Below are 13,416 nucleotides of genomic sequence, written 5' to 3'. Positions count from 1 at the left end.
AGCGCCGGCGGATACTATTTGCGGATACTGGCTAGTCATTGCCGGCGCCTCTCATGGGCACCGGTTCAAGCCCGCAAACACAAGGTCCAACGTGCAGGCGGTGAGCTGCTCGCGGCTGACCTTGGGTGATCCCAGCGGATTGATGCGGTTCTCGATGATCAGCGTCGCCACGCCATGCATGCACGTCCAGGTCAGGCGGCCGATTTCGTTAGCAGAAAGAATGTGCCCAGGCGGCACGCGCGCAGCGAGGTAGTCCGCCGCCGCGCGCGCCACCACCTGGTAAGACTGGCTAGCCGCCTCGTTCAGCTCGGCATGCGTTTCAGGTTCGCGGAACTGCGGCGCGAACATGAGATGGAACAATGTGGGATGTTTGGTGGCGAACGCCACATAGGCCGACAACAGGGTGCGCAGCCGCTGCTCCGGCGACATTCCGGGTCGCAACCGCGCGAAGCGGAACTCGGTGAGGTCGCGAAAACCGCTGGCGGCGATGGCGGCCAACAACCCTTCCTTGTTGCCGAAATGGTGCTTGGGCGCGACCTGCGACACCCCCACCTCGGCCGCGATGCGGCGCAGGCTTAGGTCGGCCAACCCTACGACGCGCAGTTGCTCCTTGCCGCAGCGCACCAATTCCTCACGCAGGTTGCCGTGGTGGTAGCGACGCGGAGCGGCTTCACACTCAGAGGCCGCGGCCGAAGTCGCAGCTGTCTCACACGGGGCCCGCTTGCGAGCGGCTGACGTTGGGTTTGACGCTGCAGCTGCAGGCTTCGCGTTGGCGGGGCTGTGATCCGTTCTGGCCATGACTTTATCTTAACAGTGGCAACGCTGGTTCCCCGCGCTTCATTGACAATAGTATTACCACTGTTAATATCACGGCCGACGAAGCGTCGCACATGAAAGAGACCGCATGCCCTCCTACGAAGCACCGCTACCGGAATTTCGCTTCCTATTGCACGAAGTGCTCGGCTACGAAGCCCGTGTCGCTGACTTGCCGGGCTACAGTGATGCCACCTTGGATCTGGTTCTGCCAATCCTCGACAGCGCAGGTGAGTTCGCGCGCGACAAGCTGCTGCCCCTCAACCTGGCGGGCGACATGGAAGGCTGCACCCGCCAAGGCCGGACCGTACGCACGCCGCGCGGCTACCGCGAGGCCTATGCCGGCTACTGCGATGCCGGCTGGCCGTCGCTGGGCGGCGACCCGGCCCACGGCGGCCAGGGGCTGCCGGCCACCGTGGCGACACTTGTGCGCGAGGTGGTGGCCGCCGGCTCCATGGCTTTCGGCATGTACTCTGGCCTGTCGCAGGGCGCGTACCGCGCCCTGCTCGCCCACGGCAGCGAGGAACTGCGTAACAAGCTGCTGGCACCGCTGATTGAGGGCCGCTGGACCGGCACCATGTGCCTGACCGAGGCCGAGAGCGGCTCCGACCTGTCGCGCTTGCGAGTCCGAGCCGTGCCGGCCGGCGACGGCAGCTACCGAATCACCGGCAACAAGATATTCATCTCCGGCGGCGACCACGATTTGACTGAGAACATTCTGCATCTGGTGCTAGCGCGCATTCCCGATGCGCCAGCTGGCATCCGCGGCATCAGCCTGTTCGTGGTGCCCAAGAAACTGCCGCGCGACGACGGCAGCCTCCTGCCGACGGATAGCGACAACGGCGTGATCTGCACCGCGGTGGAACACAAGATGGGCATCCGCGGGTCCGCAACCGCCGCGCTGGCCTTCGAGGATTCCGTGGGCTGGCTGGTGGGCGAGCCGCACGGCGGGCTGCGCGCCATGTTCACCATGATGAACTCCTCGCGCATTGGTGTGTCGGTCCAGAGCGTGGGGGTGGCGGAACTTGCGCTGCAGAATGCGCGCGCCTACGCACTCGATCGCCGCCAGGGGCGCGCCCCGGCCTCCACCGATGAGGGGCAGGACACCATCGTGCGCCATCCCGATGTGCGCCGTATCCTGCTCACGATGAAAGCGCTGACCGAGGGCGCCCGTGCCCTTTACGCAGACGCCGCCATTGGTCTCGACGAGCGCAGCCGCCACCCCGACGCGGCCCGACGCCGCCAAGCCGACGACCGGCTGGCTCTTCTCACGCCGGTGCTCAAGAGCTTCCTGAGCGATTGCGCGGTGGAAGTGACGCGGCTGGGCATCACCATCTTCGGCGGGCACGGCTACATCCACGAAAACGGCATGGAGCAGCTGCTGCGCGATGCGCAGATCGTGCCGCTGTACGAAGGCACCAACGCCATCCAGGCGCTCGACCTGGTGCACCGCAAGCTCGGACTGGAGGATGGCGCCGTTGCCAACGCCTGGCTGGCCGACATTGAGGCCCTGGTGGCGCAACACCAGCCGACACCCGTCCTGCAAAGCGTGGCCGCCGCACTGGGCACCGCGCTCAGCCACCTGCAGCAGGCCACTGGGCTTATGCGCTCGCGATGCGCGCCGGGCGGCGATGCGGTTGCCGCGGCCGCGGCCGCCAGCGACTATTTGCGCCTGTTCGGCTTGGTGGCACTGGGTGCCGCGTGGCTGCACATGGCAGTGGCTGCCGCAGCTGGCGCAGGCAACGAATCGCCGGCTTTCTACGCCGGCAAGCTGAAGACGGCACGTTTTTTCGCCGAGCGCCTGCTGCCGCAGACCGCGGCGCTTCTGGCCACGGTGCAGGCCGATGCCGACAACCTGATGGCGCATACCGAGGACGAACTATGACGACTGCCGACAACTCGCAGAACCCTGCTCCATCCGCCAATGCCGGCTTGCCGCTCGCTGGCATCCGAATCATCGATCTGACTTCCATCGTATTGGGACCACTGGCTACCCTTACTTTGGCCGGCATGGGTGCCGAAATCATTAAGGTGGAGGCGCCGGAAGGCGACAATGTACGGGTTGCAGGCAGTGCCATACACGACGACATGGGCCATGTTTTCCTGCACGGCAACCGTGGCAAGCAGAGCGTCGTGCTCAATCTTAAGCGCGCTGAAGCGCGTGAAGCTCTCCTACGTCTGGTGCAAGACGCGGATGTTTTCCTTTGCAACGTGCGGCCTGCGGCGATGCGCCGCCTTGGTCTGGGGCCGGAGGCCCTGGCCGCGGCCAATCCGCGCCTGGTGCAGATCACCGCATGCGGCTTCGGCTCGCGCGGCCCGCACGCCGACAAGCCGGCCTACGATGACCTAATCCAGGGCGCAGTGGGCATTCCGGGTCTAGTACAACGCTACAGCGGCGGCGAGCCCGGCTTCGTGCCGCTGTCGCTGGTGGATCGCGTCACTGGCTTGCATGTGGTGTACGCCGTAACCGGTGCACTGTTCGCGCGCGAACGCACCGGGCGGGGCCAGCAAGTTGAGGTGCCCATGTTCGAGAGCCTTGCCCACTTCGTCCTAGCCGACCACATGGCCGGGGCCAGCTTCGAGCCGCCGATAGGCCCCGCTGGATACGACCGGCTGTTGTCCAGCCACCGACGACCCTACCGCACTGCTGACGGCTATCTGTGCGTGCTGGTCTACAACGACAAGCACTGGCGCGCCTTCTTCAAAGCCATCGGGCGGTCGGAATTGATGGCCGACCCGCGCTTCTGCACCCAGCGCAACCGGTCGCTCAACATCCACGAGGTCTACGGTTTCGTGGCCAGCGTATTGCCGACACGTAGCACCGCCGAATGGCAGGCACTGCTGGACACCATTGACATTCCCAACCAGGTGCCGCAGACCATGGACGAACTGCTGGCCGATCCGCAGTTGCGCGCCAGCGGCATGTTGACCGAGACCGTGCACCCGACGGAGGGGCCGATGCTAGCCCTCGGGTCGCCCACACTTTGGAACGACCAGCCCGCACCTGCGTTGTCGCCTACACCAGGCCTGGGTGAACACACCCGCAATGTACTACGCCGCCTCGGATACGCCGAAATTGAAATCGACGCGATGGCGCGCGATGGCGCAATCGTCGACGGCGCAATGGCTGCTGACTAGTCGGACGCCTTGCGTATGCTGGCCGGGGTCGCCGCCAGCACCTCTGCCGGAGGCGTCGGGAGATACAGCTTCTCGATCTCGGCGGAGCGATGCTGCATCACTGCACGCTGGTTGACGCTGCCCTTGTCCGTGAGCTCGTAGCTGTCCAACGACAGCGGCTCAGTCTGTAGCATCATGCGTTCGACCCTCAAGGAACTTGCCGCCTTTCCGTCGTTTAGTCGGTCAAGCGCATTCTCAAGCAACACTCGCACGGCAGGGTGACTGGCCACGGCCGCCTCGTCCAATGCAGCATCCAAGCCAGCCGCGAGGCGGCTTGCCTCGATGTCCAGCCAGGCCAAAGCAGTGACCTCCTCACGCCCCTCACCAACAATGACTGCTTCGCGCAGCAATGACGCGCTCGCCGCAAGAAGCTTGGAGCGAAGGTCGGCGGTTCGTACCCACGTGCCACTGCCCAACTTGAAGTCCTCCGCGAAGCGGCCACCAAAAAGCAATCCAGCGTTGGGGCGTTCCGGGTCCACAAAGCGCGCCGCATCGCCGAGGCGATAGTACCCTTCCTCATCACGAGCTGCTGCCGAAGCCCCGGGTGCCTTCAAGTACTTGCCGGAGATATGTGGTCCCCGCGACCTCATTTCATATCGCCCGGGCATTCCCGGGTCCGGTATCAGCTTGACTTCACAACCGGGCAGCGGGACGCCAATGCAGGAAGGGTTTTCGCTCTCCCAGGTCCGGATGAGTACGGCAGCCGTCGTTTCCGTGGCGGCGTAGGCCGTCCCTATCACGATACGCCGGCCCACAGCATCGAGCGCCACCTGTTGAAACCGCTCATACATCGAGGCAGGCATCGCCGCCCCAGAAAAATACGCAAACTCCATTTCCCCAAGGACATGCTTGGCGAAGGCAGGATCGCGCTCCATCTCTGCCACGAGCATGCCGTAGCCGGCGGGCACATTGAAATAGTACGTGGGGGCGACTTCCCGCAGGTTCCTCAACGTGCGTTCAAAGCGCCCTGGCAGCGGCCGGCCGTCGTCAATGTACAGCGTCCCGCCGAATCTGAGCAGTCGACCGAGTACGACGTTGCCCCCCATCACGTGGTGCCAGGGCAGCCAATCCACCTGCACCATGGTCTTGCTTGGGCGCTCGAGCACGATCTGGGCTGTCATCTCCTGCGCAGCAACCAGTTGCGCGTGCGTCGTTACCACCGCCTTCGGGATACCGGTGGAACCCGATGTGAACATGTACTTGGCCGTCGTATTGGTGTCGCGCGCATGGTGTTGCACATCGATCTCGGGGGCAGCAGGCGTGAGAGCCAACTCGTCGAAGACGCATGCACTCTCCGAAGCGTTTGACACGATGATGTGGCGCTCGGACGGAACGTGAGACATCTCCAGTCCCCGCGCGAAGCGCGCCCCATCCTGTGCGAAGACAATCCATGGCTGCACGAGTTCCACCACGGCTCGGAATCGCTCCAGTGCGCCAGCCGCAAGCGAGTACGCCGGGGAAACTGGCGCGACGGGAACGCCGGCCCAGTGAGCCGCCCAGGTCATCAACGCCTGTTCGATCGAATTCTCCGACAAGATCGCCAGTGGGCGCTCGGGCCCGGCCCCGGCCGCTATCAGCGCGGTAGCCAGTGATCGGACCTTGGCGAAGGCATCGGAATAGGATATGCGCCGCCACGCTCCAGCGGCATCGCGTTCCGCCAGCACCGTCTGCTCGGGCCTTTCCGCTGCCCAGTGCGCCAACCAATCCACGATAGTACGCGGGTGATTGGCCAGACCCCGCGTAGATCGCAGCACCACAACCCCGCCCTCGCGGTGCTCAATCTCAACCAACGGCTCCTCAAATCTTGCAAGCGCCTGACCCATATCCATCTCCGTTTAGAACTTAACGCCGTTATGTTAGGCCGTTTTTTCTCGGCGGGCAAGCCCAGTCAGGCATCCCACATTTGAAACCTAGACAGCGTCTCATCGTTACTGCAAACATGAACTTGACACCGTTAGGTTAGCTGCTCTATGCTGCGGGCTTCTTTCCATCGCAAATCATTTCGGGGGACATTTCTCATGCACTTTTCGGGTACGCACCTCTTCTCCGCGATGGACCGCGTCGTCTTCGGCAAACCCATGGCCAAGGCGGTGGCCAGCGAAGCGACACGGCTGAACCGCAAGCGCGTCTTTCTGGTCGTCAGTCACACACTCGACACGAAGACCGACGAGATCTCCAAACTGCGTAATGCACTTGGCGACCGGTATGCAGGGACGTTCAGCGGTGTGCCTCAACACACGTCCCGAAACGTGGTCGCGGAAGCGACGCGGTCGGCACTGGCGGCAGAAGCGGATCTGCTTGTCGCAGTCGGCGGCGGGTCTGTCGTTGATGCGGCGAAGATCATTTCGCTGTGCATGGAGCATCAGTTCATCGATGCACAGTTGACTGGCCTTGACGCTTTCGAAACCAAGCCCGGCCCGGACGGGCGGCCCGTACGGGCGGAATTCCGCGGCCCGACAGTTCGCATCATTGCTGTCCCAAGCACGCTGAACGGCGGCGAATATAACGCCGCTTGCCTGGTCACAGACACGGTGCGGAGCATCAAGCAAACGTTCTTCCACCCATTGATGTCCCCACTCGCCATCGTGCTGGATCCAGCGCTCACGCTGCATTGCCCGGATACCCTATGGGTAGGATCTGCTACCCGGGCGATGGACCACGCGATTGAGGCGCTGTGCAGCCCGGCCGGGAATCCCTTCGTTGACGCGGTAGTCCTCGATGGAATCCGCCGCATGGTTGACGCGCTGCCACGCAGTCGCGCCAACCCGCAGGACGTTGATGCACGTCGCGATTGCCAGATCGCGTCCTGGCTTTGCTCATACGGTCTCCAATCCCGGGTTCCCATGGGTGCCAGCCACGCCATTGGGCACGTGCTGGGCGGCACCTGTGGCGTGCCGCACTACCTGTGCACCCCGGCAATGATGCCCGGCATCCTTGAATACAACCGGCCCTCGAGCGAGGAGGCTCAGCGTCTTCTCGCGGGTGCGCTGGGACGCCCGGACTTGTCAGCAGCGGACGCTTTCCGCGAGTTCGTGGCATCGATCGGGCTCAAGACGGGGCTGGCTTCCGTTGGCGTGGGGCCGGACCAGTACGACCTCATTGCGAAGCACACGATGAAAGAGTTCTTCATCTACAGCAATCCCCGCAAGGCAGGCACGCCCGAAGAAGTCAAGCAGATCCTGGCTTTGGCGGCCCGGCACTGAGTCGCCCTGGGTCCCTTGCCTTTCCTCTTCTCCCTCACAGAGACCACACTATGAATCACACAGTCGGCAACCTGACCCGCCGCACCGTGCTGGCATCAGCAGCACTCCTAGGCACGTCTTTGCGGGCGCAAACGCGCGCCTTCCCAAGCAAGCCGATTACCGTCATCTGCCCATTCGGCCCTGGGGGCACGGTGGACGTGCAACTGCGTCTCCTCGTCGCCGCGGCGGCACGCGAGATCGGTCAGCCTATGATTGTTGAGAACCGCGCTGGGGCAGCTGGCACTCTGGGCCCATCCGTCCTCGTGAATGCGCAGCCGGACGGCTACACCCTTTCCTTCGCCACCACCGTCGCGCTGATCCGCCAGCCCTTTATGCAGCCAACGCGGTACGACCCGGCCAAGGACTTCACCTACATCATCGGCGTGAGCAAGCTGGAAAATGGCTTGGTGGTGCGCGCCGACGCGCCCTGGAAGACGGCTGAGGAATTCTTTCAGGACGCCAAGCGCAACCCCGGCAAGATCTCCTACGGCACTGCCGGTTTCGGCACGGCGCAACACACGGCGATGCTGCGGGTGGCGGACAAGCTCGGTATCGAGTGGACCAACATTCCCTACAAGAGCTCTGCGGAGGTTTTTAACGCGCTTTTGGGCGGGCAGGTAAATGCCATATCTGAGACGTCGGGCTGGGCCAATTTTGTCGACGCTGGCAAATTCCGCATCCTGGCCCTGTACGGCGACCGGCGGCTGAAGCGTTGGCCTGAGGTTCCCACGCTCAAGGACCTGGGCCACGACATTGTGGAATCCACACCCTGGGGCATCATCGGCCCGGCGGGCATGGACCCAGCGGTGGTACGCACGTTGTACGCCGCCTTCCACAAGGCCATCCCCGACGTCGCATTCCAAAAGAACCTGCAGACCATCGGCCAGGAGGATTGGGACATTGATTCCAAGGCCTTCCATGACTACGCGATCTCGCGCATTCCCGTCGAGCGGGCCGCGGTGACCCGCTATAAGCTCAAGCAGCAGTAGCTGAGAAGAGGTGAATGGATGGACAATCCCGCTCCTCATGACAAGCCGATACTGGTGACCGGCGCCGCTGGCGACGTCGGCGGCATTGGCCGGAATGTCACTGCAGCCTTGCTCCAGCAGGGACACAAGGTTCGCGCTATGGTGCGCCGCGAAGATGAACGAGCCGAAGCGCTGCGACAGATGGGTGCGGAGGTAGTTCAGGGCGACCTGACCGACCTCGAGTCCATGCACCGTGCCATTGCGGGCTGCGGTCGGCTCTACTTCGGCATGTCGGTCTCACCCGGATACCTCGAGGCCACTGTAAACACGGCTGCGGTGGCAAAGCATCATGGCGTGGAGGCCTTCGTCAACATGTCGCAGATGACGGTGACGCAAATGAGCATCACCCAAAGCACTCCCAGTCCACAACACAAGCTGCACTGGCTGGCCGAGCAGGCGCTCGAGTGGTCTGGCCTGCCGGTGGTGACCATCCGGCCGACGGTGTTCCTGGAGGGCTTCTTCCTCCGCTTCGCTGCAGCTGCCGTTCGTCGCAATGACGAACTTGTCTTGCCCATGGGCAAGGGCAAGACGTCCCCAATTTCTGCTGTGGACGTAGCGCGGGTGGTAGCGGTCGTTCTGGCGAACCCAGCGCCGCATATCGGAAAGATTTACAACCTCACTGGCCCGCAGTCCGAGGACCTGGACTTCTACGCGGGCGAGTTCTCTGCCGCTCTCGGCAGGACTATCCGCTACCTTGACGTTCCAGTGACTGCTTGGAAACAGAAGCTCAGTGAAGCCGGCCTTCCAGAGCACCTGCTGAACCACGTAGCCGCCATGGCCGAATTGAACGCCCAGATGCGCTACGACCGCATAACCGACGATTTCCGGACACTCATCGGGTCGCCCGCCGAGAGTATGCGTAGCTTCGTCAAGCGGCATGCCAGCGCATTCACGCCGCGTCCGACGACCACACCCGCCTAAGCAATTCGACCCAAGGTTAGCGGATCCGGCCAGCGTTGCCTGGCGTGTCCTGTCACAGAGATTCATTCATGGTGCGATCTACGCGAACGGGAAAGATGTACGTTCGTCTGTCTCAGACGACACCCCGCTGCTTTTGGGTCCTGCGCGATGAAACGGCACTTACTGGCCCAATCCAACTATCACCACTATCCGATGTCGCGAATGGCAGACATGCCGCCGCTTGAAGTGGCGATCGTGTCGACCGGCGCAGTGGGCTTTCCGCCCGCTTCGCCCGCCATAGCCAGCACCGTTGCCAGCCTGCCTGGAGCACGTCCGCCCCATCCTCCGATGACTACGGAGCACGTTCTGGAGACGACCCTCAAAGCCGTCTAGCCCCCGCGCCCCACCATCTTTTCGCTACGTTTAAGCACGGACTGGTCGACTCCCCCCAAACCCTTCGCAAGGGAAAGCTAGCCGCCGCCCACTGCAATGACGGCCAGCCTCCCACATCCACTGTTTTCGAAACCAAAAGCTCCCGCATGTCCGTTCTTGCCAACCCTGAATCCACGTCTGCCGTTGCTTATCGGGTACAGGCCTCAGTAGCCGTCGTTACCATATCCAACCCGCCGGTAAACGCATTGTCCTCCGCGGTGCGTCGCGGTCTGGCGGACGCCGTCATGGCAGCGCAGGCCGATGACGAGTGCGGTGCGATACTGATTGTCGGGGAGGGCAACAATTTTATCGCCGGCGCCGATATCCGTGAGTTCGGCAAACCGCCGGTCCCTCCCACGCTGCCGTCGGTATGCGATGTGATCGAAGCATCGGCTAAACCCGTCATTGCGGCCATCCACGGGGCCGCCTTGGGCGGTGGGCTGGAAGTGGCCCTGTCCGCGCACTATCGCATCGCCACCGAAGGCGCCAAGCTTGGGCTGCCTGAGGTCACGCTAGGCCTGTTGCCCGGCGCCGGCGGCACCCAGCGCACGCCGCGCTTGGCGGGCGCAAAGGCCACGCTGGAACTGGCTCTGTCAGGCCGGCATGTAAATGCCCAGGAGGCGCTGGCCATGGGCCTGGTGGACCGCGTGGTGCCGAATCGGGACATCTCCGCCGCAGGCATGGCCTACGCGCAGGAACTGGTGGCCGCCCGCGCACCGGTGCGCCGCACTCGCGAGGCCATCATCGGACTGGAAGACGACCCGGCCAACCGAGCAGCGATCGCTTCCGCCCGGGGAGACGCACAGAAGAAGTCGCGCGGGCTGTTCTCGCCCTTCAAGATCATTGACGCAGTCGAGGCCGCGCTCGACAAGTCCTTCGACGAAGGCATGGCGTTCGAGCGTGCCGCCTTTCTGGCCGCGCTGGACAGCCCGCAGCGAGCCGGCCTGGTCCACGCCTTCTTCGCCGAGCGCGAAGCAGCCAAAGTGCCCGAGGCGCGCTGCGCCCAGCCACGGTCGGTGGCCTCGGTTGGTATTGTCGGCGGTGGCACCATGGGCGCGGGCATCGCGGTGGCGGTGCTCGACGCCGGCCTGCCGATCACCATGGTTGAACGCGACGAGGCATCGCTGGCGCGCGGCCGCGGCTATGTGGAAAAGGTCTATGACGGTTTGATCGCCAAGGGCCGCATGGACGCCGTCGGCAAGGGCGAGGTCATGGCCCGCTTCAACGGCTCCACCTCGTACGAGGCCTTCGCCCAGGTGGACATGGTCATCGAGGCGGTGTTCGAGGACATGGGCGTGAAGAAGCAGGTCTTTGCCGAGCTCGACCGCGTCTGCAAACCTGGCTGCGTGCTGGCCACCAACACCTCCTACCTCGACATCGACGAAATTGCCACCAGCGTCTCGCGCCCGCAGGATGTGCTCGGCCTGCACTTTTTTTCACCGGCCAACATCATGAAGCTGCTGGAAATCGTGGTGCCCGCCAAAGTCAGCGCAGACGTGGTCGCTACCGCCTTCGAACTCGCTAAGAAGCTGAAGAAGGTCCCGGTGCGCGCCGGGGTGTGCGACGGGTTTATTGGCAATCGCATCTTGGCGGCCTATCGTCTGGCGATCGACTACATGGTCGAGGATGGCGCATCGCCCTACCAGATCGACAAGGCAATGCGCGACTTCGGCTATCCCATGGGTCCGCTCCAGGTCTCCGACTTGTCAGGAGGCGATATTGGCTGGGCCACACGCAAGCGAAAAGCTCCCACGCGGGATCCGCGTCAGCGCTACGTCCACATCGCCGACCAGTTGTGTGAGAGGGGTTGGTTCGGACAAAAGACGGGGCGCGGCTGGTATCGGTACCCCGACGGCTCGCGCATCGGTATTCCCGATGCCGACGTGGAGGCAATCATTGCCCAGGAGCGTGCCAAGGCTGGCGCAACACCGCGCAGCTTCACAGATGAGGAAATCGTGCGCCGAATCATCGCCGCGATGGTCAACGAGGGCTGCCGCATCCTGGAAGAGAAAGTCGCCCTGCGCCCGCTCGACATCGACGTCGTGTTCCTGTACGGCTACGGCTTTCCCCGCCACCGCGGTGGCCCGATGAAATATGCCGACATGGTGGGCCTGGACCGTGTGCTGGCCGATGTCCGCGAGTTCGCTCGGGAGGACGACTTCTTCTGGAACCCCTCCCCCCTGCTCGTGAAGCTGGTGCAGGGCACCGGCTTCGAGGGATTGAACCGCGCGACAGAGCCCGCCGTCCCCCGGAAACCGCAGTAAAAACTTTATACCTGAAAGAGATCGACTATGACCCGTGAAGCCGTCATCGTTTCCACCGCGCGTACGCCCTTGGCCAAGTCGCACCGTGGAGCCTTCAATATCACCAGCGGCCCTGAATTGGCCGCCTTCGCGGTGCGCGCTGCGGTGGACCGCGCTGGCATAGACCCCGCCCTGATCGAGGATCTGGTGCTTGGGAACGGCTACCCCGAAGGCACAACCGGCCGCAATATCGGCCGCCAGACCGTGATCCGCGCCGGTCTGCCCATCAGCATGACGGGATCGACCATCAGCCGCTTCTGTGCCTCCGGACTGAACGCGATCGCCATCGCCGCCGGCCGCATCGTTGCGGAGGGCGTTCCAGCCATGATCGCCGGCGGGGTGGAGAGCATCTCACGCATCCGCACTCGGGAAGACGGCGAAAGCGGTATCGATCCTTGGATCAATGAGCGCAAGCCGGAGCTCTATATGTCCATGATCGAGACCGGCGATAACGTCGCGCGCCGCTACAACATTAGCCGCGACGCGCAGGATCGCTTCTCGCTGCAGAGCCAGCAGCGCACTGCCGCCGCCCAAGCCGAAGGGCGTTACGTCGCCGAGATCGTTCCTTGCACAGCCACCATGGCGGTCACCGACAAGGACACTGGCGTGGTGGTTCGCGAGCAGGTCACCATCTCGATGGACAGCTGCAATCGTCCTACGACCACCCTTGAAGGCCTTGCAAAACTAACGCCGGTCCGCGGCGGCGAAGAGTATGTCACCGCCGGCAACTCTTCACAGCTCTCCGACGGCGCCTCTGCCTGCGTCCTGATGGAAGCGGGCGAGGCCGCTCGCGCCGGCATCACGCCGTTGGGTGCCTTCCGAGGTTTTGCCACCGCCGGCTGCGAGCCCGACGAGATGGGCATCGGTCCGGTTTTCGCCGTGCCCAAGCTGCTGGCCCGCCATGGCCTCAAGATCAAGGACATCGGTCTGTGGGAACTCAACGAGGCCTTCGCCTCGCAGGCGATTTACTGCCGTGATCGCCTGGGCATCCCCGACGAAATTCTGAACGTGGACGGTGGCTCTATCTCGATCGGCCACCCGTTCGGCATGACAGGCGCGCGCCTGGTTGGTCACGCGCTGATCGAAGGCAAGCGCCGAGGCGTCAAGTATGCGGTGGTCACCATGTGCATCGCCGGCGGCATGGGTGCGGCCGGGCTATTTGAAATTTTCTGAAGCGAGTTCACCCGGATTATCAACGGCCGAGTGGGGGCGGCTTCGAAGGGTCTAACAGAAGCTCGTGCGTCCATGTGGCAGATGATCGACATGCTGCAAAGCGGGATCCAGCAGCAGGAAGCCATTGAGAGTCGCTGCGCCACGTTCCAGTGGTGAAGATCGACTCCCGACGGCGACCCCTTCAAATTTTGGAGAACAAATGAAGATTCACGAGTACCAAGGCAAGGAAATTCTTGCCAAGTTCGGCGTGCCCGTACCCCGCGGCATCCCGGCGTACACAGTTCAGGAGGCGGTCGAGGCCGCCCAGAAGCTCGGCGGCCCGGTCTGGGTCGTCAAGGCCCAGATCCA

10 protein-coding genes are annotated in these 13,416 nt (G+C 63.6%); 8 read left to right on the top strand and 2 right to left on the bottom strand.

Annotated features, from left to right (window positions below; genetic code table 11):
* Positions 1–51: 51 nt before the first annotated feature.
* Complete coding sequence (locus AC1DF3_RS31325; protein ID WP_478141978.1) at positions 52–798, bottom strand: TetR/AcrR family transcriptional regulator; 747 nt, start codon at positions 796–798, stop codon at positions 52–54.
* Positions 799–904: 106 nt separating this feature from the next.
* Here AC1DF3_RS31325 and AC1DF3_RS31320 point away from each other — a divergent pair, with 106 nt between their 5' ends.
* Both AC1DF3_RS31320 and AC1DF3_RS31315 read left to right on the top strand, forming a co-directional pair.
* Positions 905–2,698, top strand: a complete 1,794-nt coding sequence (locus AC1DF3_RS31320) for an acyl-CoA dehydrogenase C-terminal domain-containing protein (protein ID WP_478141977.1) — start codon at positions 905–907, stop codon at positions 2,696–2,698.
* Positions 2,695–3,951: a CaiB/BaiF CoA transferase family protein gene (locus tag AC1DF3_RS31315; protein ID WP_478141976.1), complete on the top strand. Its 1,257-nt coding sequence runs from the start codon at positions 2,695–2,697 to the stop codon at positions 3,949–3,951. The genes AC1DF3_RS31320 and AC1DF3_RS31315 overlap by 4 nt, the downstream gene beginning before the upstream one ends.
* On the opposite strand, the gene AC1DF3_RS31310 is transcribed toward AC1DF3_RS31315, so the two are convergent.
* Positions 3,948–5,813 (bottom strand): AMP-binding protein, encoded by a 1,866-nt coding sequence (locus AC1DF3_RS31310; protein WP_478141975.1) that lies wholly within the window; start codon positions 5,811–5,813, stop codon positions 3,948–3,950. The genes AC1DF3_RS31315 and AC1DF3_RS31310 overlap by 4 nt on opposite strands.
* 228 nt (positions 5,814–6,041) lie before the next feature.
* Between AC1DF3_RS31310 and AC1DF3_RS31305 the strand changes: the two genes are divergently transcribed.
* The 6 genes from AC1DF3_RS31305 to AC1DF3_RS31280 form a co-directional block, all read left to right on the top strand.
* Positions 6,042–7,193, top strand: coding sequence for an iron-containing alcohol dehydrogenase (locus AC1DF3_RS31305; protein WP_478141974.1), 1,152 nt, complete (start codon positions 6,042–6,044; stop codon positions 7,191–7,193).
* A 50-nt stretch (positions 7,194–7,243) separates the two neighbouring features.
* Positions 7,244–8,221, top strand: coding sequence for a tripartite tricarboxylate transporter substrate binding protein (locus AC1DF3_RS31300; protein ID WP_478141973.1), 978 nt, complete (start codon positions 7,244–7,246; stop codon positions 8,219–8,221).
* Between the two features lie 18 nt (positions 8,222–8,239).
* Positions 8,240–9,181 (top strand): SDR family NAD(P)-dependent oxidoreductase, encoded by a 942-nt coding sequence (locus AC1DF3_RS31295; protein ID WP_478141972.1) that lies wholly within the window; start codon positions 8,240–8,242, stop codon positions 9,179–9,181.
* A 518-nt stretch (positions 9,182–9,699) separates the two neighbouring features.
* Positions 9,700–11,856 (top strand): 3-hydroxyacyl-CoA dehydrogenase NAD-binding domain-containing protein, encoded by a 2,157-nt coding sequence (locus AC1DF3_RS31290; protein WP_478141971.1) that lies wholly within the window; start codon positions 9,700–9,702, stop codon positions 11,854–11,856.
* A 27-nt stretch (positions 11,857–11,883) separates the two neighbouring features.
* Positions 11,884–13,068 carry an acetyl-CoA C-acyltransferase gene (locus tag AC1DF3_RS31285; protein ID WP_478141970.1) on the top strand — a complete coding sequence of 395 codons (1,185 nt, stop codon included), beginning with the start codon at positions 11,884–11,886 and terminating at the stop codon, positions 13,066–13,068.
* A gap of 199 nt (positions 13,069–13,267) precedes the next feature.
* On the top strand, positions 13,268–13,416 hold a 149-nt coding region (locus tag AC1DF3_RS31280; RefSeq protein WP_478142005.1), incomplete at its 3' end, for an ATP-grasp domain-containing protein.

This window comes from Variovorax sp. 10N432 (assembly GCF_056394465.1).
Note: the sequence above shows the minus strand (reverse complement) of the source record. Positions and strands in the feature narration are given on the sequence as shown.